Source organism: Treponema peruense, from assembly GCF_016117655.1.
In the GTDB taxonomy this organism is placed as follows: domain Bacteria; phylum Spirochaetota; class Spirochaetia; order Treponematales; family Treponemataceae; genus Treponema_D; species Treponema_D peruense.
Window position 1 is genome coordinate 942,882 of record NZ_CP064936.1, and the last position, 25,761, is coordinate 968,642.

Genomic DNA, 25,761 nt, shown 5'->3' on the forward strand with positions numbered 1-25,761 from the left:
AGAATGCTTAAAATAATATAGGGGTTGTTATGGGAAGCAGTAAGGTTTTGAATAATTACGGTTCCTTTGATGTTACGTTTAAATACGGAAAAGGTTCTGTTCTGACCGATGTGAACAATAAAAAATACGTTGATTTTCTTTCTGGAATTGCAGTCAACTGTTTGGGTCACGGTTACAAGCCGCTTGTAAATGCAATAAAAAAGCAGGCAGCACGCCAGATTCATATCTGCAATTATTTTATGAGCGACACCGGTACTGCATATGCAGATGAACTTCTGGCGGTAACCGGATTTGACGGTGTTTTCTTCGGTAACAGCGGTGCAGAAGCAAACGAAGCGGCAATCAAACTTGCAAGAAAATACGGCCAGCTTAACGGCGGTTCAAAAAGAAAGACAATAGTTACGCTCGAGCGCTCATTTCACGGACGCACTCTGGCAACTCTTACGGCAACAGGACAGGAAGTTTTTCATCCTGAATGTTTTGGCCCGTACCAAAGTGAATTCAAAACAATCCGTGCAAACAACTATGATGATTTGAAGACAGCTTTTGACGGTACAACAGCCGCGCTTATGATGGAGTGCGTTCAGGGTGAAGGCGGAGTCATTCTTCTGGACCCCGAGTGGGCACAGGCAGCAGCAAAGGCAGCCCATGAGGCAGGTGCCATAGTTATTGCCGATGAAGTTCAGACCGGAATGGGAAGAACAGGTGTTCTTCTTGCAAGTGATGAACTTGGTATTAACGCAGATGTTGTTACTCTGGCAAAGGCAATTGCAGGCGGAGTTCCGATGGGTGCCTGTCTTTACCGCGGAAAAGCAGATGTATTTAAAGCAGGGGATCATCAGTCTACCTTTGGCGGAAACCCTCTTGCCTGTGCAGCAGCGCGTGTTGTTCTTAAAACACTTACTTCTCCTGGATTTTTGGATAATGTAAAAAAGAACGGTGAATATATCCGCAGTACTGTAAAATCATGGAATATGAAGTGCGTTACAGACGTAAGAGGTAAGGGACTTATGACAGGAATTCAGGTTAACTGCGATCCTGTTGACATAGAAAAGAAATGTCTTGCAAAGGGACTTCTTTTTTCTACTGCAGGAAAAGATACACTCAGGCTTGTTCCGCCGCTGAATATTTCAAAGAAAGAAATTGATCTGGGATTGTCTGTCCTTAAGTCGGTTCTTGTATATTATTAATGACGATTGTATCGCCATTAATAATAACTTGCAGTTGCTGCTCAACTGCCATATTTAACTAAAGTTAAGTAACTAAAGTTAAGTAACTAAAGTTAAGTAATAGACTTTTGACCAAACCTGATGTATTATTGATAAATGCAAAAGAAAATAATCATCGGGCTTTTGGTCTGTGCAGTCGCTGCACTGTCAGTTGCCTTTATTGTAAAAAAGTATTTTTATTCTTCAGATAACCAGAAAGTTTCAGCCTCAATTGTTGTTCCGCGCGTAGAGTCAGAAAAAGAAAAGTCTGTAGAAAACAGTTCTGCAGTTGATGAAGAAAATACAATAACTTCCCTGATTCCTCTTCATTCAGATGAAACGCTTATAAGCATTGTGAGCATGGATTTTGACGGCGACAGTTTTGATGACCAGATAAATGCCGTAAAAACTTCATCTTCACCTTATCTTTCACTTGTTGTGGGGCTTTATAATCCTTCCATATCTGAGTACGAAAGAATGTCTGTTATTCCGACAGAAATCTCGCAGGTTAGAACTTTTACCTATACCGGAATGGATTTGACTGGTGACCACAGAGTTTCCCTTGTGTACCAGGGTTTTGCAGAAAACGGTGATTCCATATTGAAGGCATTTTTTGTCGGACGCAAAAACGGCAGGTTCAGCCTTCAGGTAATTGCAGATTTTCGCGGTGACGGTACAATTTTTATACAGCAGGTTGACCGCTATGACGAATATGAGCGTTCACGTGCAAAAGGCATGAGCTTTCCTATTTGGGTTTACAGTTCCGATGTGTCCAAAGAAAACACAACAGACCAGCTTCAGACAAGATATGACTGGAATGAAGAAAGCGGTAAGTATGAGCAGACGCGCCAGATTCGTGTTGCAGGAAGCCGTCTTGCAGCAAAGGAACTTGCAAGAATCCAGGACGGAACTGTTGCCACATTTGCCGGATTTTTGAACGGTCTCTGGGTTAAAAGCGGCGCCCGTGAAGGTGAAATGAGCAGCCTGTTTTTTGACTACAACCTTAAGGAAATAATTTTCTTCAGGGACGATGTTGAAGAAGTATACAACTGGGCACACAGCACAATCAGGCGCAACGGAATTTACCTTACCGCCATAAACCAGGAAATCCAAAATCTGCAGCGCCGTGTGGATGTTTCTTTGAGAAGCGTAGACAGCATTCATATAAGAATCCAGGACGATGTTCGCATGCCTATCATCGAAAGCAATGTCTGGGACGGAGACTACAAAAAATTTACAAATGCGTCACTTTCTTCACAGTATACAGATTCCGGAAAATCTTCTTCGAAAAAGATTTTGTCCCTGCTTGAATCAAAAAAATCCTGGACTACTTCTGACGGAACAGAAATTAAATTTGCAGGCGGAAGATATGTTTCTGCAGGTGAAGGCGAAAAGACTTCAGGCATTTACACAGACGTAAACCTTGGCAACTCTTCTTTTGTTCAGTTCAGGTCTGAAGCCGGTAATATTCTGGACGGATTTTTCCTTGCTGCAGAGGCAGAAGATTCAGCTAATATAATTCTGAGCCCTTACCGCGTGCAACCAGACAGCGTTTACCCCGAAGAAAAACGGCCTGTGGTTCTGACTCCCGGCGCAGACAAAGAAAGCGTTAACTGACCTGACGCCTCTTAGCGGACTGTGCGTATGTTGTCTATGTAGATTGTTCCGCCCCTGCTGCAGTTTTCTATTCGGAATGCAATTTCTGTTATTTGTGAGCCGTCGCACAGTTTGGGAACTGAGTTCTTATGTTCATCTTTAAGGCCGTGCGATAAGTCAAAATAGACGTTTGTGTTTTCGCCGGTTCCAAGAATTACGGGTTCGGTAAGAATTGTTTCTTCTGATTTTGCCGCAATTCGTATTGAAACAGGCTCTGAAAGTGTATTGTATATGTCTGCGACTGCAAGTGTTGCTTCTTCCCAGACTGCACTTTCTATGGACGTGCTGTAAAAGCTAGCGTAACAGTTTTGCGGTACTGAAGAAAAAGTCCACATTCCGCAACGCATGTTTTCACTGCACCATTCTTCGCTTACGTCAGCTTCTATTGAATAGTTTTTTGAGTCAGTTTCCCCGGCAGCCTGCCAGAAGCAGATGTCTTCAAAATCTTCGCAGAGTGTTATGTTCCCACCTGGTTCAGGATTATTTATACAGGGAACTTTTGCCTTCTTTTCTTTTGAGGCCGGCTTTTGAGGCTGTTCATCGTGTGCCGTAACTGTCTTTTTTGTTGTTACGCATCCTGAAAGTAATGCTGCCAGTAAAAATGCAACTGTGAGTAATAATTTCTTCATTGTTAGAAATATAACAAATTATAAAGAAGTTTGCAAGTTAAATTTCAATTAAATTGAATAATTTGAGCCTGTTTTTTTCAGCCTATTCTTAACATTGACTTAAATCGTGGTTTTATATAAAGTTTAAGCAGTTTCTCACAGGAGGTTTTTATGAGAAAAATTGTTTTGTGTGCAGCAGCTGTTTTGGGACTCTGTTCTGCAACATTTGCCCAGGTTCTTCCAAAAAATATGATGAAGAATACATCCTGGATTGGTTTTGGAAAGCCGCTTTCGGGCGACCCCATGTTCTACGGACTTACAGACACTTTCCAGGCAAGATTTGACATAGGTTCATTTACTATAGAAGGAATGCTTAACTGGAGTCTTCTTGCAAATTATGACAATGAAGGAGATGTAGACAACTTTTCATTCGGAACATCAAACAGAAATCCGCTTTCACTTCATTACGGATACAATTACAACACCAGCAAGTATCCTGCATTCTTCAATAACGCGGCAAATGTAAGCAACGTTATTCAGGATTCATACTATGTAAACTTTTTGTGGCACTTTTCACGCAATTTTGACTTTGGTGTCGGAACAAAACTCAACTGGCAGGTTGGTCCGGCCCCTCGCTACGGTTCATGGCTTTGGGAATCAGATGCTCATGTAAGACAGGGAGGATTCAGCACAAAATACGATGACAGGTCGGGCTCTTATGCAAGCACTTCTACAGAAGCCGTCGGTTCGTACAAATTCAGTGTGGACGTTCCGGGATCTGCTGACGTTGTAGGATTTGTTCCCTATGCAAACAAGTATGCCAAGCGCGCACTTGGAATAAGATTTGTTTCTGACGGAAATATCGGTGTGGAACTTGGTGCTGCAATTCCAAACGGATTCAACACAGACAATCCTGCCTTTAACTTTGCTGCAAAAATAATCCCGGTTGACTGGCTTGAAATTTCTGCTGTTATGGAAGGAGCCTTTGAAAGTCAGGCAAATTTCTATGCAGGCTCTACAATCGGTGCAGACAATTTTGTGCTTGATTTGTATCTTGCCATGGACTCACTCTTTACCGATGCAGAAGACGATGAAGCTTACGGACTTGGAGCGGCGATTACATTCGAAATTCCACGTACAGAAATTTCTTTGCGCCCTGAAGTTGGATTCAACTTCTTTGAGAATTCTGATTACACAATGGCCTGGTATGCTTGCAGGAGACCTTTCATTTGACATAACACGCGATGTAGGATTCGGACTGTGGGTTTCATATGCTTCGGGTTCTTCAAAAAAATCATGGGATGATAGGGAAGTAACAAAAGATTACGACGGCGGACATATATTTGATATAAGACCTTCAGTAGACTTTGCCTTCTCACGCAACATTGCGTTTACAGGCTATGCCGATCTTGAATTCAGGACTGCATTTGACGGCCAGTCAAGAGACTGCTGGTCTGCCGGCTGCTACATGACATACACATTCTGATTTAACCATGCGCGCTTTTTTTTGCAAAAGTTTATTGTATAAAAAAAGCGTGCATGTTAATATGTGCACACTGCGTGCGTTTCAACGGAATCAGGTGCAAAGCCTGAGCTGGACGCCCAACGGTATATGCGGAACAATATGTTCTTAGATTCGTAAAGTTGTGAAATTGAACCTCTGGTTTCAAAAGAATGCAACAATGTTTTTTATAAAACTTTTGGTTACAAAAACACATTAAGTTTCGACACAAAAACCTCATTTTTGTATCGAAACTAAGTCACTGAGTAAAAACTCGGGAAGGCACGAACAGCATTAGCCCGGAAACTTTGGCGCGCGCTGCCGGTTATTATGCCGGCAATGTCTTCGTATGAAGGCATAATTCAATTTGGGAACGGAGCGCTCCTGTTCCCGGAGTATATATGAAAAGCACACGCTTATCCCTTCTTCGCGCAAAGGCAGTTCTTTTTGCGCTTGTTTCTGTTCTGGCATTTTCTTTTTCTGCCTGTAATGTTACTACCGAACCTGAAGTCGAGCATGTTTATAAGCAGATCGATGCAGATGACCTTCTGGTCGGTACCTGGACCGGCGGCAGCACAGAGTGGCCCGAATCCTACACTATAACAAACACAACCTTTGAAAGCAAAGGCTCCTACAAAGGTAACAATCTTGTAGTACAGAAGCTCGACTCTACCAGCGGCTATATTTACATTAAGTATACTGTTGCAATGAATGCAGACTGGTCATATTCAGAAACAGCCCCTGATGTTGGCAAATGGTACGCAATTTCCTACAAAGACCTGGGTGCAGAGAAAATTTCTCTCTCCGGTGCATATAAAAAAGACGGCGCAACTTCTTGCAAAACTTTGGATGAAGCCGTAACTGAGTTCACAGTAGACAACGGATATTTCGGAACTTATTCATCCTGCACACGACAGAAGTCCGAGTAATATTGAAAAGACTTGCATTTACTGCCGCTGCATTTGTTTTGTTTACAGCAGCGGCAGTCTGCCAGGAAACAAATCTTCCCCATATAACAACAACTGTAATCCGCAGCCTTCCCGCAGATGCAGTTGTTATTGACGGTGAAAAGCTTAAAAATTTTTCTTCGGCAGAGCAGGCTTTGGAGTCTGCAGGATTTTCTTTCAAAAAAACAAACGACGAACTTACTTTTCATGGCTACTGGAATTCTTCAATCAAAGTTTACATAAACGGAATTCTGATGAACGATCCCAATACCGGAAAATTTGATTTTTCTACACTGGACTTTGATTCTGTAAAATCAATTAAAATAGACACTTCCGCAGCAGACGGAGCAGTGAGCGTTTATATAGGAACATTTTCTTCTGACTACAACAGCGCGCACGGTGAGTTTTCTGCCTTTTCAAAAAGTTATCTTAACTCAATAAACGATACATCGGGTGCAAAAACTTCTTTTTCTGTGCCGCTGGTTTTTGAGAGCGGTTCGGCACTGTACCTGCAGGAAAATTTAAGCGCGTCGCAGGAAAAAAATCATTACGGTTACCGCCAAACGGACTTTTCAAAAGCCCCGTCTTTTTTGCAGTCTTACAGCGGTTACAAAAAAGAATATGCAGGACACGAAAATATTTTGGCAAACAATTCTCTGTGTATTTCATATTCTGACGCGCGGCTTCCCGGAGCAACAGCGGCTCTTTCTTCATACATTTCTTTTGCTGACGAAAACTGTGGTGTTACAGGCGGAACATATTACACGCGTGAAAACCAGAAAAAAATTTCTTTTGCAACGTCTCTTCCTGTATTTATTCCGCATGAAAAATGGAATATAAAAATTCTTCCTTCATATAAATTTTCTGATTTGGACTACACAAATGATGCGCGTAAACTTTTTTTGCGCAACAGATATTCTGTAAACAACTGCACATTTTTTTCAGAAGCGACAGTTCTGGATTTTTTGAAATTCACCGCAAATATTTCGTATGACTTTTCTGACGAGAATCATTCAAATGTAAAAAAAACAGAAGACTCTTCACAAACTAACGCCGCAACTGAACAAAAAATTTCGCATACACTTTTTACATCTTCATTTTCTGCTGCCGCTGCCTTTGATTTTTACGGCTGGAATATTACACTTGCTTTGCCTGTAAATTATTTTGATCCATCAAAAACATGGACGCTTTTATACAATGCGTGCGTTCAGAAAAAAATTATTCTGCCGCGTTCAGATTCAATTGATTTTTTTATAAGAGCGTCGCGCAATTCCACAAGCCCAGTTTTTCAGCAGCTGTATTATTCTGGCAACGGGGGAAAGGGCAATGAATCTCTTGTTCCCGAAACTGCATTTTCTTTTACCGCAGGTTCAGAATACAAAGGAAAAATAAATGCTTTTGTAAAACCGTTTCTTGTTTTTTACAAAGACAAAATTGGCTGGAACTATAACGGAACAGAATGGCTTTGCAAAAATTTCGGTTCGTCTGTAAATTACGGCAGCGATTTTTTTGTTTCTTCTGCAAAACTTTTTGATCCTTTTTTTATAGATGCATCCTATACTTTCTGCCGTGCGCGCCTTACATCAGATTCTTCTGTAAGAGGAAACCAGATTATGTACACGCCCGTACATTCCCTTTCGCTTTCCTGCGGAATATCTTTTTTGAAAAATTTTAAATGGTCCGCGCAGTTTGCATATTTTTCAAAAAAATTTACAGACAATTCAAACAAATCTTTTATTCCGGATTATTACAATCTTGACACAAAACTTGAATGGAAAAGTTCCGGTCTGAGCCTATCGCTTCTGTGGAAAAACGTATTTGACTTTCAGTATGCCGCGGCCGACAGTACGCCTTACCCCGGAACCTCGCTGACACTTTCTGTCTCGTTAAGTTTTTAAAATATTCTTGACAGAATGTTGCCTGTCATGTTAGACTGTATCTGTTATGAGAAACACAACCCGTTGGGCGCTGATAATCAATAATTCCTCGTTGGCTTACCTTTACTTTAGCTTTTATTGGTTCTCTGACTGTCTGCGGAAGATTCGCTGCAACTAAGCGATATTGTGTTTACTGTTTTGGTAATTGCAAGGAACCTTCCGCACCGGAGGGTTCCTTTTTTTTACATAAATTTTTGTAAATAAATCATTGGAGGATAAGATGATTGTTATTCTTAAAAAAGAGGCTGCTGCAAAGGATATTGACAGTTTCGTAGACGGAATAAAGCAGCGCGGGCTTGGCGTGCATATTTCAAAGGGTGTGGACAAAACCATTATTGGTCTTCTTGGAGATACTTCAAAACTTTCACCCGAAGATTTTCTTGCAAATGATATTGTAGAAAGTGCAGAGCGTGTTTCGGCTCCGTACAAAATGGCAAGCCGTTCGTTCCATCCCGAAAACACTGTAGTAACAATCGGTGCAAACCAGGAAGGTGTAATTCCCTGTGTAATTGGTGACGGAAAATCACTTCCTGTTATTGCAGGTCCATGTTCTGTAGAAACAGAAGAACAGATTCTTGCTGCTGCCCAGGCTGTAAAGAAAGCAGGTGCCAGAATTTTAAGAGGCGGTGCATACAAGCCGCGTACTTCACCATACAGTTTCCAGGGACTTGGTGTAGAAGGCATAAGACTTTTGGAAAAGGCAAAAAAATTAACAGGCCTTCCTGTCTGTACAGAACTTATGGCAATTTCTGAACTTGAAAATTTTGAAAACGTTGACCTTATTCAGGTTGGAGCAAGAAACTTCCAGAACTTTGACCTTCTTAAGGAACTCGGAAAATTCCACAAGCCGGTTCTTCTTAAGCGCGGTCTTTCAGGAACAATCAGCGAGCTGCTCATGTCTGCAGAATACATCATGGCAAACGGTAACGAAAATGTTATTCTCTGCGAGCGCGGAATCAGAACTTATGACGGATACACACGCAACTGTCTGGACTTGAGCGCTGTTCCGTATCTGCACAAAGTTTCACATCTTCCTATAGTTATTGATCCGAGCCATGCCTGCGGAATCAGATGGATGGTTCCGGTTCTTTCTTCTGCTGCAGCGGCGGCAGGGGCAGATGCTCTTGAAATAGAAGTACACTGTTGTCCTGAAAAAGCATGGAGCGATGCTTCACAGCAGCTTCCTCCGTCAGAGTTTGAAAAACTTATGGACAAGCTTGCAAAATACGCAGCAGTTGAAGGACGCACACTCTGATGAAAAAACTGGGATGTCTTACTTACGGCATTGTCGGTCTGGGACTTATGGGCGGTTCCATTGCAAAGTCAATCCGTGAAAATGTTCTGGATGTTCAGGGTGCAACGGGAAAAATTCTTGGAGCAGACAGAAATGCTGCGGCCCTGGAACTTTCTCTGGAACAGCATATCGTTGACGAAACTTTCTGTATGGAAAAAGTTGACGTTATGCTTTCTGAGTGTGATTTTGTTTTTGTATGCCTGTACCCTCATGCAACACTGGATTTTTTATGCACGCACAGTGCCGCGTTTAAGTCAGGTTCAATTGTTACCGACATAAGCGGAGTCAAAGCGCTTCTTTTTGAAAATATTGAAAAGTTTTCACGGGAGGACGTTGACTTTATTCCTGGACATCCCATGGCAGGAAGCGAAAAAGAAGGCTTCGTAAATTCTTCGGGCGGAATTTTCAAAAACCACAATTACATAATTATGCCGGTTGCAGGTGTAAAAAAAGAAAATCTTGAGTTGTTCAAACTTCTGGTTTCTACAATGGGATTTACGCGTATTGTAGAAACAGATTCCGTGACGCATGATTCAAAGATTGCCTTTACATCACAGTTGTGCCATGTAATTGCTTCTGCACTTGTAGACAGCGCCGAAGATACTGGAGTTACGGCTTTTGGCGGTGGAAGTTTTGAAGACCTTACAAGAATTGCAATGATAAATGCGCCGCTTTGGACAGAGCTTTTTCTTGCAAATAAAAAGGAACTTCTTGCCCATATTTCATCTTTTGAGTCGTCTCTTTCAAAACTTAAAAATTTTATTCAGAACGGTGATGCTGCTTCCCTTGAAAAAACACTGACCGAGGTGCGCGAAAAAAGAATTTCAATGGGACGCATAGATTCAGTTTACAAGGCATAATATTATTTCAGGAGATTAGTATGAACAATAAGGATTTTGAGATTCTGGACAAAGCAATCAGACGCGTTAAAGATTTTCCCAAGCCGGGAATTTTGTTTTATGACATTACAGGTATTCTTCGTGTTCCGTCTGCGTTCAAATATTGTATAGACAAAATGTGCGAAATTTATTCTTCTGCCGGAATAGATGCAGTTGCAGGAATTGAATCGCGTGGTTTTATTTTTGCAGCACCGCTTGCAGAACGTCTTGGTATTCCGATGATTCTTATCAGAAAAAAGGGCAAGCTTCCGGGAAAAAAATATTCGTGCAGTTATGCCCTTGAATACGGAACAGCCGAAATCGAAGCCCATGTTGACGATATAGAAAAAGGAAGCAGAATTCTTTTGGTTGATGATCTTATTGCAACCGGCGGAACACTTAATGCTGCTGTTAATCTTATGGAGCAGGGCGGGGCTGTTGTAACTGATGTGTTCGGTGTAATAGGACTTCCTTTTTTGAATTATGAAAAAACACTCGGACCAAAAATAAAAGTAAAAACTCTTGTAAATTATAATTCAGAAAACTGAGAAAATAAAAAATAAGTTACGGTATTCTGTCAAAAGTGGAAGACCGTAACTTTTTTAATTTGTTCAGTTCAGGCAGTTTTTCCACTCTGAAAGGTTTATGTTTTTTTCGGTTTCGTTTTCTATACTGTCATCGAGTGCAGAAAAGAAGTCAATTCCTGTTCTTTCTTCTATTTCATCTATGCTCACTGCATAGTCCCAAATTTCGCCTTCGCATTTTTGGTTAGGCATAATGAAGGCAGCCATAATTGTGTCCCCGTTATTGCTTTTTGAAAGAAGTGCTTTGTAGAAAAATTCCGGAACGGCAACTTTATTGCTTCCTATTGAGGAATATTCTGCAGAAGGTTTTTCCAGAACGGGGCCTGTAACAACTGTTACTTCACCAAAATTCTGTGCCCATTTTCTTACGTTTTCTTCAAGTTCCTTCCACATTCCCCTGTTAAGCTGCGGTGCCTGAGGAGTCATGTTACTCATCAAAAAACTTTCGTGCATTGTTTCTGAACTCCACTGCATGTCTGCTGCCGGTGCAAGATGTCCCCTGTCATAGCCGCTGGCCTTGTAATCTGCAGGAGTTGCCGAGCCTGTCGTTATTGAAGTGTCTGCTCTGAAGTCATCGGTTCTTTTTATAACAGAAACAAGTTTTTCGCGGGTAATAGTGTAGGCGACCCATTCTGAATCTTCATAATCTTCCCTGTAGCATAATTCAAAGCCTGCATAGGTGTGAACTTCGTGGCCCGGTACATCGGAACCTTTTGTCATTGTTGCGGGACAAAGCGGAATTTCAACTGAAGACGCCCGGTAACTGTCGTTTCCTTCTAAAACCGGTGCTTCTGTTTTTGCTGATTCGTGCGTATTTTGTTCTGAGTCTTGTGCTGTCTGTTTTGAAGCTGCCTCTTTTGTAACTGAAGTTTCTGATGCAGCTGGTTTCGGCAGTTCCTGCTGCGGTTGTGCAATCTGTTCCGTGTAGGAAGAAGCTTTGTTCAGCGCATTCTGTACTTTTGTGTCAAATTTCTGCGTGAGTCCAAGATAATGAAGCACTGAATAAACAAGAATTATTGCAATGAAAATGTAAATCAGTTTTTGCAAAAATGATTTGTTTTTTGATTTTCTTTTTTTAGCCATATTCTGATATTACCATAATCGCACTGTGGTTTCAATCACGGCTAGCCTGTAAATTCGGGCGGCGGTCAGTGAGCAACGTTTGCACATAAGTGTAAACAAGGCTGCTGCTGTCTTGCCGGCGTTGATTGACACTTGATACAAATAATTTTATTATGTTTTCATGAATATTTTTGAAAATATCAATGAACTTGTAGGATACGGGCTTTCATGCGGGCTTATTAATGAAGAAGATTCAGTTTATACTCGCAATCGCATTATGGAAGTTCTTAAGATTGATGATTTTCCTGCAGAATATATTTGTGATTCTGTTCCGGAAACAAAAGTAAGTGAACTTGAAAAAATACTTTCAGAAGTGCTTGATTATGCTGCTGACAAAAAATTAATGTCTGACAACGGAATTGTAAGCCGCGATTTGTTTGATACAAAAATTATGTCTTGCCTTGTTGCACGTCCTTCAGAAGTTCAGGCTCAGTTTAAAAATCTTTACGCAAAAAATCCAAAACTTGCCACGGACTGGTACTATAAGTTCAGTCAGGACACCGACTATATAAGACGCTACAGAATCTGCAAAGATTTGAAATGGAAAACAAAAACAGATTACGGTGACATTGACATTACAATAAATCTTTCCAAGCCCGAAAAAGATCCCAAGGCAATTGCCGCTGCCCGCAATGCAGTCCAGAGCGGATACCCTGCCTGTCTTTTGTGCAAAGAAAATGAAGGTTATGCAGGCCGTATAAATCATGCAGCCCGCCAGACCCACAGAATAATTCCCATTGAACTTGCAGGAACAAAATGGGGCTTCCAGTATTCACCGTATGTTTATTACAACGAGCACTGTATTGTGTTCAGCTATGAACATACACCAATGAAAATAAGTTCACATACTTTTGAGTGTTTGTTTGATTTTATAAAACTGTTTCCGCATTATACTGTTGGAAGTAATGCAGACCTTCCTGTTGTAGGCGGTTCAATTCTTACCCACAATCATTTTCAGGGCGGCAACTACGAGTTTGCAATGGCGCGTGCTTCTGTTGAATACAAATTTTCTGTTGCAGGCTTTGAAGATGTTACCTGCGGAATTCTTCAGTGGCCTATGAGTGTAATAAGACTTAGTTCTACTGACCCACAGAGAATTATAGAGCTGTCTTCTGTTATTCTTGAAAAGTGGCGTTCTTATACTGACGAGGGTGCATTTGTTTTTGCACAGACAGACGGAGAGCCGCACAATACAATTACACCGATTGCAAGAAAACGCGGTGACCTTTATGAAATGGATCTTGTTCTCAGAAACAATATTACAACAAAAGAAAATCCGTGGGGAGTATTTCATCCGCATGAAAACCTGCATCATATCAAAAAGGAAAATATCGGTCTTATAGAAGTAATGGGACTTGCTGTTCTTCCTGCCAGACTTAAGTCAGAAATTGCAGAATTAAAAGAAGCAATTCTCTGCAAAAAAGATATTTCTTCTGTTGAAAGCATTGCAAAACATGCACAGTGGGTTTCAGAATTTATTCCAAAATATGAAAACGTAAGCGAAACAAATATTGATGATATTCTTAAAAAAGAAATCGGTCTTGTTTTTGCAAAAGTTCTTGAGGATGCCGGTGTATTCAAGAGAACTTCAGAAGGACTTGCAGCATTCAAAAAATTTACGGACTCTTTGTCCAGATAAAAAAATATAAGGGGTTAATTTATGTCACACTTACAGATTCCAGCCGGTTACAAACCGCTTTTGAGCGTTAAGGAAACTGAAAAGGCGATTGTTCTTTTAAAGGATTTTTTTCAGCTTGCACTTTCTACTGAACTTAATCTTAGACGCGTAACTGCTCCGCTTTTTGTCAGAAGCGGAACCGGAATAAATGATGATCTTAACGGAACTGAGCGTGCAGTAAGTTTTCCTGTAAAGGACATGAACGATGCCCGACTTGAAATAGTTCATTCACTTGCAAAATGGAAACGCATGAAGGTAAGTGAACTTGGACTCAAAAGCGGATTCGGAATTTATACAGACATGAATGCCATTCGCGCCGATGAAGAACTGGACAATATGCATTCACTTTATGTAGACCAGTGGGACTGGGAAATGTGCATTTCTGATTCAAACCGCAGTGTTGAATATCTTAAGGAAATTGTGCGCAAAATTTACGGCTGTCTCAAAAGAACCGAATTCTTTGTTTATGACAGATACGAGCAGATTGAACCTGTTCTTCCTGAGTCAATTACATTTATATATTCAGATGACCTTCAGCGCGAGTATCCGAAACTTTCACCGAAGGAACGTGAGACTGAAGTCTGCAAAAAGTATGGTGCAGTATTCATTATAGGCATCGGCGGAAAACTTCCCGATGGAACAATCCACGACGGCCGTGCTCCTGATTACGATGACTGGATTACAGAAGACGGCGGCCACAGGGGACTGAACGGTGATCTTATGGTATGGAACCCCGTGCTCAATATTGCGATGGAACTTTCATCAATGGGAATCAGGGTAAACAAAGAATCACTTCTGGCGCAGCTTAATGAACGCGGCTGTCCTGAACGTGCTTCGCTTGAATTCCATTCAAAACTTCTTTCCAGTAAGCTCAGCCAGACAATGGGCGGCGGAATAGGCCAGTCACGCCTGTGCATGTACTTCCTTAGAAAAGCCCACATTGGCGAAACCCAGGTAAGCACATGGCCCGAAAAAATGGTCAGCGACTGTCTTGCAAACGGAATAAATATACTTTGAAAAAAACAGAAAAATCAGATTTGAATGCAGTAGATATTTCTCTTGACGACGTATTTGCCCGTCTTTCTGAAATTTACGAATCCGGTGTAACAGAACTTTCGCTTCATGATGCTTCCCTTGCTTCTGATTCCGAAAAGCTTTGCTCACTTGCACAAAAGTTTTTGGACTTTGCTCCGGATATGTTTGTTTCTGTTGTTGTAGAACCGCACGCGCTTACAAAAAAAGTGATAGAAATGTTTTCACAACTGTATTCGTCCCTTGAAATTCCTGTGCGTGGAACCGAAAAAAACGGTACGCTTCTTTTTGACAAGAAACTGTTTTCTTCAAAGGCTGCTATGCTCAATTCCAGCGGTACCGTATTCGGATTTGAAATGGAATGGGCTGTGCAGACTGGTGATACATTCAGGCAGTTCAGGGACAGACTTGATTTTTCTGTTTCGCTTTATCCCAATCATATTGATTTTCCGCAGTTTGAAAAAAAAGAATTCTGTATTCCAAAGTCTACCGGAATCTATTCTTCAAAAGATATTGATTTTTCACGCGGAATGGCTTTTGCCTGTCTTGTTTTTTATACTTACGGAAGGGCTGTTCCATGGTTTTTGTCCGTAATAAAGCCTCTTAAAATTTCACCTTCATCTTTTTTTGCAGATTTTGAAGAATGGCAGCTTTGCAATAACTGTTCCTTTGAGTCAGGTTTTAAGCCGGCTGCTGTTGCGCACAAGGATATAGAAAAGATGCAGCTTGCTTTTATACGTGAAAAATATGAAGAAAAAAAATGCACCCAGTATCTTGCGGCTGCAGAAGATCTTATTAAACTCAACGGAGCCTTTAGCCGTGTCGCAGAAGAAGGGGAAGAATCTGTCGTTAAAACTTCATACAATCCTGACGATATTCTTTCACCTTATGCTTATGATCTTGCACAGTTCTGCGACAATGTTACGATGGAAGAATGCTCTGTCAAAGTTTTTGCAGCAAGCGATTCACCGGATTATAAAATTCTTTAGTTGTGTGCTAGAAGCTAATTACGCCAAGATGGCTCAGAAGTGTTTTTATTCCTATGAGCATAAGAGTAATTCCGCCAAGAATTTCTGCCTGCTTCTGGAATTTGTTTCCGAACACGCTTCCTATTTTTACACCGGCTGCAGAAAAAGAAAAAGTTGTTGCGCAGATAAGAGAGCATGCAGAAACAATTTTTGACATGCTGTCCAGAAGAAGTCCGAATGTGACTCCGACTGCGAGAGCATCTATGCTTGTTGCAACAGACATGGGGAGCATTGTTTTGAATGAAAAAGATGCTTCTGTATTTTCTTCGTTTTCTTTTTCAAACAGGGCTTCGCGTATCATGTTGAGTCCGATAAGTACAAGAAGAACAAAGGCAATCCAGTGGTCAAAATTTTCTATATAGCTTTTAAATCGTGAACCCAAAATCCATCCTATAAAAGGCATGAGTCCCTGGAATCCCCCGAACCAAAGGCCAGCAATGCACATTTCTTTTATTCCGGTTTTGCGTGCGGCAAGCCCTTTGCAAATCGAAACAGCAAACGCATCCATAGAAAGACCGATGGCAAGTATTATAAGTTCAATAAGTGACATAGTCAGAAAGTATATTTTTGCATCGCCAGAGTGTCAAGACAGATGTGCTTGGGTTTTCTGTTTGTGCGAGTTGTAGAAAAATACGGCGGCGGCACTTCCAATAATTATTGTATATCCTATAATACTTGTCGCATCCGGAATTTGGCCAAACGCAAGAAACCCCAGTATTGCAGAAAAAATAATCTGCGTATATTCGTAAATTGAAATCTTTGAAGCGGGGGCGTTAAAGTATGCGCCTGTTACTCCTATCTGACCGCAGGCTGCTGCTACACCCGCACCCAGCAACAGAAGAAGCTGTTTTGTGGTCATCGGCGTATAATTGAAAATCATGTACGGTACGGCAAGAAGGCACGAAAATGCAGAAAAAAATGCTATGATAAGATTTCCGTTTACCTTGTAGCTGTGAAGTTTTCTTACAAAAGTGTATGCAATCCCCGCTCCGATTCCTCCTGCAAATCCTACCAGAGCTGGAAAAAATTTTGTAAAGTCAAAGGACGGCTTTATTACAAGAAGCGAACCCGAGAAAGCTGCAATGAGCGAAAGAACAGAAACAAAAGTCGGCTTTTCACCAAGTATAAACATGCTGGCCAGAACAGAAAAAAACGGTGACATCTTGTTGAGCATTGCCGCGTCAGAAATATTCATTCTGTCTAATGCATAGAAGTTTCCGAAAATGCCTATGGAACCGAGTGCCGAGCGTAGAATAAGAAATTTAAGTGAGCCTTTGGGAATCTGCAGAACAGTTCTGTCATATCTTGCCTTTACTATAAGTGCAGAAAAAGCAATGAGAAAAGCAATAAGATTTCTGAACAGTGTTTTTTGTATAAATGGAATATCACCCGCCGCGCGTACAAGCATGCCCATTGTTGCAAAGCCTGATGCAGAGAGAAGAATAAAAAATATTCCGCGTTTAAGGTTGTAATCCTGTTCCATGATGCGAGTATATCAAAAAAAACAGATGATTACAATTTGAACAGAAACTTTATTCTGCATGATTGCGAAATATTACCTGTTTTACATATTCTGCATAATTGAAAAAAAAATTCTTTTTTGATAAGATATATGAAGTGTAAAACTACAATTTTTATACAGTTATGCGGATATAGTACAGCGGTAGTACACAGCCTTCCCAAGGCCGGGATGCGGGTTCGACTCCCGTTATCCGCTTTTTTTATTCTTTCTGTCTTCGTTGTACAATCTTAAAAAATTCTATATACTCATTTTACTATGTCCTTTTATGATTATTTTGACGTGGCTGTTGTTGGCGGCGGTCACGCAGGTATAGAAGCGTCTCTTGCCTGTGCAAAAATGGGGCTCAAGACAGTACTTATCACACAGACAATCGACTCGATAGGAAGAATGTCATGCAATCCGTCTATCGGCGGAATAGCAAAAGGCAATATTGTACGTGAAATTGATGCCCTCGGCGGCGAAATGGGAAAGCTCATTGACCGCTCTATGATTCAGTTCAGGCTATTGAACAGAAGCCGCGGACCTGCTGTTCAGGCACCGCGTTCGCAGGCAGACAAAATAACATACTCGCAGCTTGCACGACATAAGATTGAGACTGCAGAAAATCTGAGCACACTTATGGATACCGCAGTTGATATCCTGACCGTTGCCTCTGATACACCCATGCCGCCCCAAAGCGACAGTTCGGCCGCAGAAGGTTCCATCCCGGGAGAAAGGCGCGGAAGTTCAGCCTACGCTTATGCTACACAAGCCGCCAGAAGCGGAATGAGGCAGAAGGTTATAGGTGTAGTTACCGAACGCGGCCGTGTGATTCCCGTACGCTCCGTTGTGCTTACTACAGGAACTTTTTTGGGCGGCCGCATTTTTATAGGTGAATACGATGCACCCTGCGGAAGAATAGGTGAGGGCGGCGCATTTGGTCTTACCGAAAGTCTTGTGCGTCTGGGCTTTACTACAGGAAGGCTCAAGACAGGAACACCGCCAAGAATCCTGCGCCATACAGTTGACTTTACAAAGTTCGAACTTCAGGACGGTGACGAAGACGTTATTCCGTTCAGTTTTGAAGATGAAAAGGTTGAACGCCCCATGGTTCCCTGCCATCTTGTTTATACAAATCCTGCAACCCATGAAATTATACGGCAGAATATTTCACGCTCTCCGCTGTATTCAGGAAAGATACACGGTGTTGGCCCGCGCTATTGTCCTTCAATTGAAGACAAGGTTATGCGCTTTTCAGAAAGGGACAGGCACCAGCTTTTTGTAGAGCCTGAAGGTCTTGAAACAGACGAGATTTATCTTAACGGACTTTCATCTTCGCTTCCAGAAGAAGTACAGGACGCTTTTTTGAGAACAATTCCCGGCTTTGAAAACTGCACGGTGAGCCGCCCCGGTTATGCCGTAGAATATGATTATGTTGAACCTACGCAGCTTTTTCCGTCTTTGGAAACAAAACGTGTCGCAGGTCTTTTTAACGCCGGCCAGATAAACGGAACCAGCGGTTATGAAGAAGCGGCAGGCCAGGGCCTTGTAGCCGGAATAAACGCCGGTCTTTATGCAAGGGAACACAAAAAACAGTGCGGTCCACTCTGCGCTCCTGACTCTTCTGTAAAATCCTGTCCTGCAAGTTCTGTTCCGGGAAAATTTTCATGCCGTCCCGAATATTCGCAAAGCGACCTTGAACTTTTTGCACGCATTTCAGAAAGGGAAACACAATCGCTTTCACAGCTTCTTGAACGCACACAGTCTGCTGCAGGCTTTGATTCGTTCAGAAAAATTCCGGAATACACACCAATGATTCTTGGACGCGATGAAGCTTACATTGGTGTTCTGATAGACGATCTTGTTACACTCGGAACAAAAGAACCGTACAGAATGTTTACAGCCCGTGCAGAATACAGGCTCAAGCTGCGCCATGACACGGCAGACAGACGGCTGCGCAAAAAGGGATATGATGCGGGTCTCGTAAGTGAAGAAACCTACAATTCCACAATACAAAAATACGAACGCGTAGACAGTGCCCTTCTGCTTATAGAAAAAAATCCTTCGGCCGCAAACCCCGGAATATATTCAGATATAGAGTGGACGCAGGCGCAGAATGATTATAAATATAAGTATTATATAGAAAAGCAGGATGCCAGAGTTGCAAGAATGCACAAAATGGAAAATGCACGCATTCCGCCGGACTTTGATTACGGTAAAATTGTTGCTCTCTCTTCTGAAAGCCGCGGAAAGCTCGAAGCCGTTCGCCCTGTAACATTGGGACAGGCTTCAAGAATAAGCGGAATAAGAACCAGCGACATAATGCTGCTCATGGTCTATTTAAGGTAATAAAATAGAATACATTAACAGTATCGGACTCTTTAGCGCACAGACGTCTACTTAAGGTAAATAAAAACAGCAGCCGACGGGAATTTAATCGTTCCTTGCGGCTGCCGTTTTTTTTCACGTGCTATTCTGTGCTAACTTAAAGTTCTTTTTCAAGGCTGTCGACAAGTTCCCTGAAGGTATCAAGGGCAGCTTGTACAGGAGCGGAACTTTCCATGTCCACGCCGGCAACCCTTAAGCTTTCAATCGGGTATCTTGAACCGCCAGACTTAAGGAACTTAAAGTAGTCGTCCCTTTCCTGCGCTCCGCCTTCAGTGACGCGTTTTGCCAGTGCAAGTGATGCAGAAATTCCTGTTGCATATTTGTAAACATAGAATGCGTTATAGAAGTGAGGAATTCTGAGTCCTTCAAGGTCGCTGGACTTTTCAAAGTGCATTTCGCTTCCGAAGTACTGTTCCAGAAGGTTTCTGTAAATTGAACGCAGAACGTCTGTAGAAAGGGGATGACCGTTTTCTACTGTTTCGTGGGCCTTGAGTTCAAACTCTGCAAACATTGTCTGCCTGTAAAGTGTTGCAAGTATGTCGTTTGCGTGTGTGGCCATAAGGTAAAGGCGCATGTCACGGTTTTTTGCATTTTTTATAAGGTACTTGAACACCAGTTCTTCGTTGAATGTAGAGGCGACTTCGGCTTCAAAAATAGTGTATTCGTAGCTCATAAAAGGATTGTTTCTTACACTGTACCAGGAATGCATTGAGTGTCCGCCTTCATGGGCCATTGTGTAGACGTCCCTTATTGAAGTGTCCTTGTAGTTAAGAAGAATGTAAGGGTAACCGTCGTATGCTCCCGAAGAAAAAGCGCCACTGGTTTTTCCCTTGTTTTCGTATCTGTCTGCCCAGCCGTTCAAAAGTCCGCCGCAGAGAGTGTCCGTGTATTCTGTTCCCAAAACAGAAAGTGCGTTTCTTACGATTTCTACAGATTCTTCATAGCTTATTTTTGACTTAACCGATTTTACAAGCGGAACATAAACATCATAATGCCTGAGTTCTTCAACTCCCAGAACTTTTTTGCGCAGAGAATAGAATCTGTGCAGTGCATCAAAATTTTTGTGGACAGTGTCAATAAGATTTTTGTAAACGCTTACCGGAACCTTGTCTGAATAAAGGGCAGCTTCAAGCGAAGATTTGTAGCCCCTTGCTCTTGAAACAAAAATATCGTTGTTTACAGAGCCGGAATAAAGTGCAGAAAGGGTATTTGCATGTTTTTCAAAAGTTCCGTAGAATTTTTCGTATGCTTCCTTTCTTACATTTCTGTCCTGGCTTTCCAAAAAGTCGCTCCAGGTTCCCTGCGTAAGAGGCTTTTCAACACCGTCGGCCTTTACCGTTCCAAAGTCAAGGTCCACGTCGGTAAGAAGTGAAAATGCATTGTTTGCAGTCTGTCCGGATTCGGACTGAAGTGCCATTATTCGCTCTTCTTTTTCGCTGAGTGTATACGGTTTTATGTGCAGGGCTTTTTTTACGTAAACCCTGTAGTCACTGAATTCGTCCTGTTCAATCCACGTGTTTATTTTTTCATCGGGAATGGAAAGAAGTTCGGGAATGTAAAAACTTGTAGAAGCCTGTGCTGCCGTGTATGCCATCATTGCGCGGTTGTACATTTCCTGATATGCACTGTTTCCCTGGTCAGCGGAATTCAACAGGCTTGCGTAGTGGAATACTTTTTCTATTCTGCGGTCCAGCTCTTCGTCTGCCTTGAGTGCTGCCAGAAGCGTGTCTGCACCGTCTGCAAGTTTTCCCTTAAAGCTTTCAAGTTTTTCTGCAAGTGAAGGAATTGAGGCAAGGTCGGCCTCCCAGTCTTTATCTGATTCATAAATTTTTGTCAGGTCCCATTTGTCCTTTGAAGGAACGTCATTTCTTGACGGAATTTTTTCTGTATTCATACCACAATTTTAGCACAAAAAAGGCGGGTGTGTAACCCCTGTAGAAATATTCTTCCATATAGTGTATTATTCTTGGGTTATGAAATCAATTTTTAAACCGGCACTCGCGGCTGTTGCTTTATCTGCCGCATTTTTATTTTCATCATGTTCCGGCATAATCGGTTACAGCGTACTTTTGTGGAATGTTCCCGAACAGTCCCTTGCCGACGGAACAATTGTTCCTGTTTATGTAAAGTCCAATATTTCTCACGTTTATGTAATCGGTGTTCCCGAAACAAAAGAGAAAATTGAAGTTCCGCTTTGGAAACTTTCCGAACCCGAATCAAAGGGACGCGCACAGCAAACTGCCCGCCGCTATGAAAACTATGCAAATACCTATGCAAAATGCGTGCTTGACGGACTTCCTATCCGCGCAGACAAAGTGAATACTTCAAAGCAGGTTTACAGGCTCAAGAAGAACGAGATTGTACGTGCTCTTTATGAAGGTGAAGGCGCCGTTCCTACAAACGGAAAGCAGAACCTCGAAGGAAAGTGGCTGCGTGTTCTTACCGGTGACGGAACTTTGGGCTGGTGTTTTTCACACAACCTGCGTCTTTTTGTAATGAATGCAGACGGAACCTACGGAGACGGAGCAGAAGAGGCAAGTGTTCAGGAAACTGATGAAGTAATGGAAAAGATGCTTGCTACAAAATGGTATCCTGACTATTACAGCGGCATGATTTCTTCAAGAAGGATTGACCTTGAATATTTCACTACAGACTACATGTTTGATACAGGTGCTTCTTCTGGGACAGTGACTGTTAAACTTCCGACCCTTGACCTTTCTTACCCATATGCAGGTGTTAAGCGCGGAACAGACGGCGACTATTACTTTGAGGGAACACCGCTCAGGGTTACCGTAAGGAATTCGCGCGTGATTGTGCTTAAGTACACGGATGAGCGCGGAATGCCAAGTTCCTTTAATTTTGTTGCACTTGAAGAAGGAACGGATATAGCTGCAATAATAGAAGACGAAAAGCATGAGCGTGAAGAAAGCTATTTGGCAATGAGGGCAAACGGTCCGACATTCCGCAGCAGCAATTACGGAACCCTCACTTTTGATGAAGATGCAAAATTCCTCTGGTCAGGATTCAACCGTCTTGTTCCGGGTGTAATTCCCCGCGGAATAAAAGGCTCGGGAACTGTTCAGATGAAATACTTTATTCCTTCAAACCTCAAATCTGAATGGGACGGCGTTGTAAGTTTTATATTTGACGAAAGCGCAACCGAAGTCAACTTCCTTTACAAAACAGAAAGCAGCGGACTCAGACTTGCTGTTGCAGAGGTAGAAAAAATAATGAATGAGGCTACTGGAAGAAACAGGGTAACGGTAACGCTTCCTGTAAATTCAATAGTTCTCTTTTTCCAGAATTGAGGTAACTGATGTCTTTTGTTCAGTTTTCAAAAGTGTCCCTGGCTTTTGGGGACAGAGATATTCTTAAGGATGTTTCCGTAAATCTTGCAACGGGAACAAAGGCTGCCCTTACCGGTGCCAATGGTGCGGGAAAGTCCACTCTTATTAAAATTATGGCCGGAATAACGGAACCCGACTCCGGTGAGCGCATAACGCAGAAAGATACAAGAATTGCATATCTTCCACAGAGCGGCCTTGTTCACAGTGGCTGTACGTTAAGAGAAGAAGCCGACAAAGCCTTTGCGTGGGGATATGACATACAGGCCCGTGCAGACGCAATCGGTGACGCACTCAAATCTTCCCCAGAAAATTCAGACAAGCTTGCAGAAGAACACGCAGAACTTATTGCAAAACTTGACGAAAGTGGCTGGTACAGAAGAGCCGTTCTTGCCGAACAGGTTCTGCTTGGACTTGGTTTTTCGCGCGAAGATTTTTCAAAACGTACAGAAGCGTTTTCTGGCGGATGGCAGATGAGAATTGCACTTGCTAAAGCACTTATGTGCGGTCCTGACATTCTGCTTTTGGACGAACCCACCAACTATCTTGATATAGAAGCAAGAAACTGGCTTGAAAAATTCCTTTCAGAATTCCACGGCGGATTCCTTCTTGTAAGCCACGACAGATATTTTCTTGACCACACAATAAATGAAGTTTACGAACTTTTTAACGGAACCCTAAAGCGCTACCCCGGAAACTTCACTCATTATGAAGAAGTCAGAAAAGTCGAACTTAACACGCTCATTGCTTCATACGAACAGCAGCAGCAGGAAATTACGAAACTCGAAGACTTTATACGCCGCTTCGGTTACAAGGCAACAAAAGCAGCCCAGGCGCAGGAAAGACAGAAGCAGCTCGACAAACTTCTAGAAAACAAAATAGAAATTCCTGAAAGCCTCAAAAAAATAAGGTTTACTTTTCCCGAGGCACCGCATTCAGGACAGATTGTTCTAACACTTGACAAAATCTGCAAAACTTATGATGGAACATTCAATGTCATAAACAATCTTGACATGGTTATAGAAAAGAACGAACGCATTGTTGTAGCAGGACGCAACGGAGCCGGAAAGTCCACTCTTTTAAGAATTATTGCCGGGGCCGACAAGGATTACAGCGGCGAGGTGCGGCTTGGAAGCGGGGTTTCTGTAGGCTACTTTTCGCAGGACAGTGCAGAAAAAATAAAAGGCAGTGAAAGTATTCTTGACAGGCTTGAATCGCATGCCCCTCTTGAACTTATTCCAAAACTCCGTGACATGCTGGGAGCGTTTTTGTTCCGGGGCGACGATGTTTACAAAAGTATAGACGTTCTTTCGGGCGGTGAAAAAAGCAGAATAGCTCTTCTGGAACTTCTTTTGCGCCCGGTAAATCTTCTTGTGCTTGATGAACCGACAAACCACCTTGACATGCACTCAAAGGACGTTCTTCTTGATGCCCTCAAAGATTTTTGCGGAACAGTAATTTTTGTAAGCCATGACCGCGGTTTTATAGAAAGCCTTGCAACAAGGGTACTTGAGCTTCATCCCGGAACATTCAGGGTTTTCCCCGGTGACTACAAATACTACATGCAGCGCCTTGAAGATGAAGCGGCAGGTACTGTGGGTGCATCTTCTTTTGGCGGCGGAACAGCAGGCGCAGCGGTAACTGCCGGTACCAGGTCTTCTTCAGAAAAGGCTTCAGGCGCAGAAAAAGACACTTCGAGTGCAGTAAAACTTTCGTGGGAAGAACAGAAAAAGGCAAATGCAGAGCGCCGCAAAATAGAAAGAGAAGTGCAGAATCTTGAAGAACAGATAGAAGCTGCCGAAGCAAAAAAAGCGGAACTTGAAAACCAGATGGCAAATCCTGCGGTTTATTCAGACGGTGTAAAAAGCCGCGAAGTCCAGAAGAAAATAAATGATATTTCACTGGAACTCGAAAAGCTCAATTCAGCATGGGAAGAAGCTGCAGAAAAACTTGACTGAGGCTGTGGGCAAACGTTGCGCAGTCTGACTGCAATGAATTTTTCGTAAATTGAATAATTGTTTGCGATACATTATTATAAAACAAAGTTACACTTCAGGAGGTTTTTATGAAGGTTCTTGTTATTGGCGGTGCCGGATACATCGGAAGCCATGTTGTAAAGGAATTGATGTCAAAGGGACATACCGTAACTGTATTTGACAATCTCTCAAGCGGTCTTATCCAGAATCTTTTCCCCGAAAACGAATTTATTGCAGGCGACATACTTCATCCCGAAGATCTTGAGGCAGCTTTTGCAAGGGGTTTTGATGCATTTATCCACCTGGCGGCATTCAAGGCAGCAGGCGAGTCTATGGTAAAGCCCGAAAAATATTCCGTAAACAACATAAACGGAACAATAAATATTCTGAATGCAGCAACAGCACACAACTGTCTTAACATGGTGTTCTCTTCTAGTGCTGCAGTTTTCGGTGAACCGCAGTATCTTCCGATTGATGAAAACCATCCCAAAAATCCCGAAAATTACTACGGTTTTACAAAGCTTAAAATTGAAGAATTTATGGCCTGGTACGAAAAACTCAAGGGACTCAAATTTGCGGCCCTCAGATATTTCAACGCTGCAGGTTACGATCCCGAAGGTGTTCTTTACGGTCTTGAAAGAAACCCGGCAAACCTTCTTCCGGTAATGATGGAAGTTGCCTTCGGAAAGCGCGATAAACTCAAGGTATTCGGCAATGATTATCCTACACGTGACGGAACTTGTATACGCGACTACATTCACGTTTCTGACCTTGCTGTTGCACATGTTCTTGCACTGGAATACATTGCTTCCAAAAAAGAAAGCCTTACACTCAATCTTGGAACAGGAAACGGAATAACAGTTACCGAAATGCTAGAATCTACACGCCGCATTACAGGAAAAGAAATTCCTGCAGATTACGTGGAACGCCGCGCAGGAGATCCGGCACAGCTTACTGCAACTTCAAAACTTGCAGAAAAGACTCTCGGCTGGAAACCCGTTTACAGCGATGTAGATACACTGATCGGTTCAACATACAAAGCTTACGAAAAGTATTATTCAGAGCACAAGGAATAGAAA

General features: G+C 42.3%; 21 protein-coding genes and 1 tRNA gene. 17 read left to right on the forward strand and 5 right to left on the reverse strand.

Annotated elements, in window-relative coordinates; translation table 11 throughout:
- The first annotated feature begins 29 nt into the window (after nt 1-29).
- Together IWA51_RS04345 and IWA51_RS04350 are read left to right on the forward strand one after the other, a co-directional pair.
- Nucleotides 30-1,190, forward strand: coding sequence for an acetylornithine transaminase (locus IWA51_RS04345; RefSeq protein ID WP_198443371.1), 1,161 nt, complete (start codon nt 30-32; stop codon nt 1,188-1,190).
- A gap of 135 nt (nt 1,191-1,325) precedes the next feature.
- Nucleotides 1,326-2,825, forward strand: coding sequence for a pallilysin-related adhesin (locus IWA51_RS04350; RefSeq protein ID WP_198443372.1), 1,500 nt, complete (start codon nt 1,326-1,328; stop codon nt 2,823-2,825).
- A gap of 11 nt (nt 2,826-2,836) precedes the next feature.
- On the opposite strand, the gene IWA51_RS04355 is transcribed toward IWA51_RS04350, so the two are convergent.
- On the reverse strand, nt 2,837-3,493 hold the full coding sequence (locus IWA51_RS04355; protein WP_198443373.1) for a hypothetical protein: 657 nt from the start codon (nt 3,491-3,493) through the stop codon (nt 2,837-2,839).
- Nucleotides 3,494-3,643: 150 nt separating this feature from the next.
- Between IWA51_RS04355 and IWA51_RS04360 the strand changes: the two genes are divergently transcribed.
- From IWA51_RS04360 to IWA51_RS04390, 7 genes are all read left to right on the forward strand, one after another.
- Entirely contained in the window at nt 3,644-4,705 is a 1,062-nt protein-coding gene (locus tag IWA51_RS04360; RefSeq protein ID WP_198443374.1) for a hypothetical protein, read from the forward strand.
- Nucleotides 4,680-4,958: a hypothetical protein gene (locus IWA51_RS04365; RefSeq protein ID WP_198443375.1), complete on the forward strand. Its 279-nt coding sequence runs from the start codon at nt 4,680-4,682 to the stop codon at nt 4,956-4,958. The genes IWA51_RS04360 and IWA51_RS04365 overlap by 26 nt, the downstream gene beginning before the upstream one ends.
- Before the next feature lie 416 nt (nt 4,959-5,374).
- The gene (locus tag IWA51_RS04370; RefSeq protein ID WP_198443376.1) at nt 5,375-5,902 is read left to right on the forward strand and encodes a hypothetical protein; all 528 of its coding nucleotides are present in this window, start codon (nt 5,375-5,377) and stop codon (nt 5,900-5,902) included.
- A 2-nt stretch (nt 5,903-5,904) separates the two neighbouring features.
- Nucleotides 5,905-7,818 (forward strand): TonB-dependent receptor, encoded by a 1,914-nt coding sequence (locus tag IWA51_RS04375; protein ID WP_198443377.1) that lies wholly within the window; start codon nt 5,905-5,907, stop codon nt 7,816-7,818.
- A 259-nt stretch (nt 7,819-8,077) separates the two neighbouring features.
- Nucleotides 8,078-9,112 carry a 3-deoxy-7-phosphoheptulonate synthase gene (gene aroF / locus IWA51_RS04380; protein ID WP_198443378.1) on the forward strand — a complete coding sequence of 345 codons (1,035 nt, stop codon included), beginning with the start codon at nt 8,078-8,080 and terminating at the stop codon, nt 9,110-9,112.
- On the forward strand, nt 9,112-10,011 hold the full coding sequence (locus IWA51_RS04385; RefSeq protein ID WP_198443379.1) for a prephenate dehydrogenase: 900 nt from the start codon (nt 9,112-9,114) through the stop codon (nt 10,009-10,011). The genes aroF and IWA51_RS04385 overlap by 1 nt, the downstream gene beginning before the upstream one ends.
- Nucleotides 10,012-10,031: 20 nt before the next feature.
- On the forward strand, nt 10,032-10,577 hold the full coding sequence (locus tag IWA51_RS04390) for an adenine phosphoribosyltransferase (RefSeq protein WP_198443380.1): 546 nt from the start codon (nt 10,032-10,034) through the stop codon (nt 10,575-10,577).
- A 63-nt stretch (nt 10,578-10,640) separates the two neighbouring features.
- Here the strand turns inward: IWA51_RS04390 and IWA51_RS04395 are convergent, their stop codons facing one another.
- Nucleotides 10,641-11,696, reverse strand: a complete 1,056-nt coding sequence (locus IWA51_RS04395; protein ID WP_230402708.1) for a DNA/RNA non-specific endonuclease — start codon at nt 11,694-11,696, stop codon at nt 10,641-10,643.
- 160 nt (nt 11,697-11,856) lie between these two features.
- On the opposite strand from IWA51_RS04395, the gene galT reads away from it, so the two are divergent.
- Genes galT through IWA51_RS04410 form a run of 3 tightly spaced genes read left to right on the forward strand, consistent with a single transcriptional unit; the run spans nt 11,857 to nt 15,434 of the window.
- The gene (gene galT / locus IWA51_RS04400) at nt 11,857-13,374 is read left to right on the forward strand and encodes a UDP-glucose--hexose-1-phosphate uridylyltransferase (protein ID WP_198443381.1); all 1,518 of its coding nucleotides are present in this window, start codon (nt 11,857-11,859) and stop codon (nt 13,372-13,374) included.
- Nucleotides 13,375-13,395: 21 nt separating this feature from the next.
- Nucleotides 13,396-14,430: an aspartate--ammonia ligase gene (gene asnA, locus IWA51_RS04405; protein WP_198443382.1), complete on the forward strand. Its 1,035-nt coding sequence runs from the start codon at nt 13,396-13,398 to the stop codon at nt 14,428-14,430.
- The gene (locus IWA51_RS04410; protein ID WP_198443383.1) at nt 14,427-15,434 is read left to right on the forward strand and encodes a hypothetical protein; all 1,008 of its coding nucleotides are present in this window, start codon (nt 14,427-14,429) and stop codon (nt 15,432-15,434) included. The genes asnA and IWA51_RS04410 overlap by 4 nt, the downstream gene beginning before the upstream one ends.
- A 7-nt stretch (nt 15,435-15,441) precedes the next feature.
- Here the strand turns inward: IWA51_RS04410 and IWA51_RS04415 are convergent, their stop codons facing one another.
- Both IWA51_RS04415 and IWA51_RS04420 read right to left on the reverse strand, forming a co-directional pair.
- Nucleotides 15,442-16,023 (reverse strand): manganese efflux pump MntP, encoded by a 582-nt coding sequence (locus tag IWA51_RS04415; protein ID WP_177527321.1) that lies wholly within the window; start codon nt 16,021-16,023, stop codon nt 15,442-15,444.
- Nucleotides 16,024-16,056: 33 nt separating this feature from the next.
- Complete coding sequence (locus tag IWA51_RS04420) at nt 16,057-16,956, reverse strand: DMT family transporter (RefSeq protein WP_198443384.1); 900 nt, start codon at nt 16,954-16,956, stop codon at nt 16,057-16,059.
- A gap of 163 nt (nt 16,957-17,119) precedes the next feature.
- On the opposite strand from IWA51_RS04420, the gene IWA51_RS04425 reads away from it, so the two are divergent.
- Both IWA51_RS04425 and IWA51_RS04430 read left to right on the forward strand, forming a co-directional pair.
- Nucleotides 17,120-17,190: transfer RNA gene (locus tag IWA51_RS04425), tRNA-Gly, on the forward strand.
- Nucleotides 17,191-17,250: 60 nt separating this feature from the next.
- Nucleotides 17,251-19,323: a tRNA uridine-5-carboxymethylaminomethyl modification enzyme MnmG/GidA gene (locus tag IWA51_RS04430; RefSeq protein WP_198443385.1), complete on the forward strand. Its 2,073-nt coding sequence runs from the start codon at nt 17,251-17,253 to the stop codon at nt 19,321-19,323.
- A 136-nt stretch (nt 19,324-19,459) separates the two neighbouring features.
- Here the strand turns inward: IWA51_RS04430 and pepF are convergent, their stop codons facing one another.
- Nucleotides 19,460-21,256 carry an oligoendopeptidase F gene (gene pepF, locus IWA51_RS04435; protein WP_198443386.1) on the reverse strand — a complete coding sequence of 599 codons (1,797 nt, stop codon included), beginning with the start codon at nt 21,254-21,256 and terminating at the stop codon, nt 19,460-19,462.
- Nucleotides 21,257-21,335: 79 nt separating this feature from the next.
- On the opposite strand from pepF, the gene IWA51_RS04440 reads away from it, so the two are divergent.
- From IWA51_RS04440 to galE, 3 genes are all read left to right on the forward strand, one after another.
- Entirely contained in the window at nt 21,336-22,670 is a 1,335-nt protein-coding gene (locus IWA51_RS04440; RefSeq protein WP_177527317.1) for an SH3 domain-containing protein, read from the forward strand.
- A gap of 8 nt (nt 22,671-22,678) precedes the next feature.
- Nucleotides 22,679-24,664, forward strand: coding sequence for a ribosomal protection-like ABC-F family protein (gene abc-f / locus IWA51_RS04445; protein WP_198443387.1), 1,986 nt, complete (start codon nt 22,679-22,681; stop codon nt 24,662-24,664).
- 107 nt (nt 24,665-24,771) lie between these two features.
- The gene (galE, locus tag IWA51_RS04450; protein ID WP_198443388.1) at nt 24,772-25,758 is read left to right on the forward strand and encodes a UDP-glucose 4-epimerase GalE; all 987 of its coding nucleotides are present in this window, start codon (nt 24,772-24,774) and stop codon (nt 25,756-25,758) included.
- The last annotated feature ends 3 nt before the right edge of the window (nt 25,759-25,761 follow it).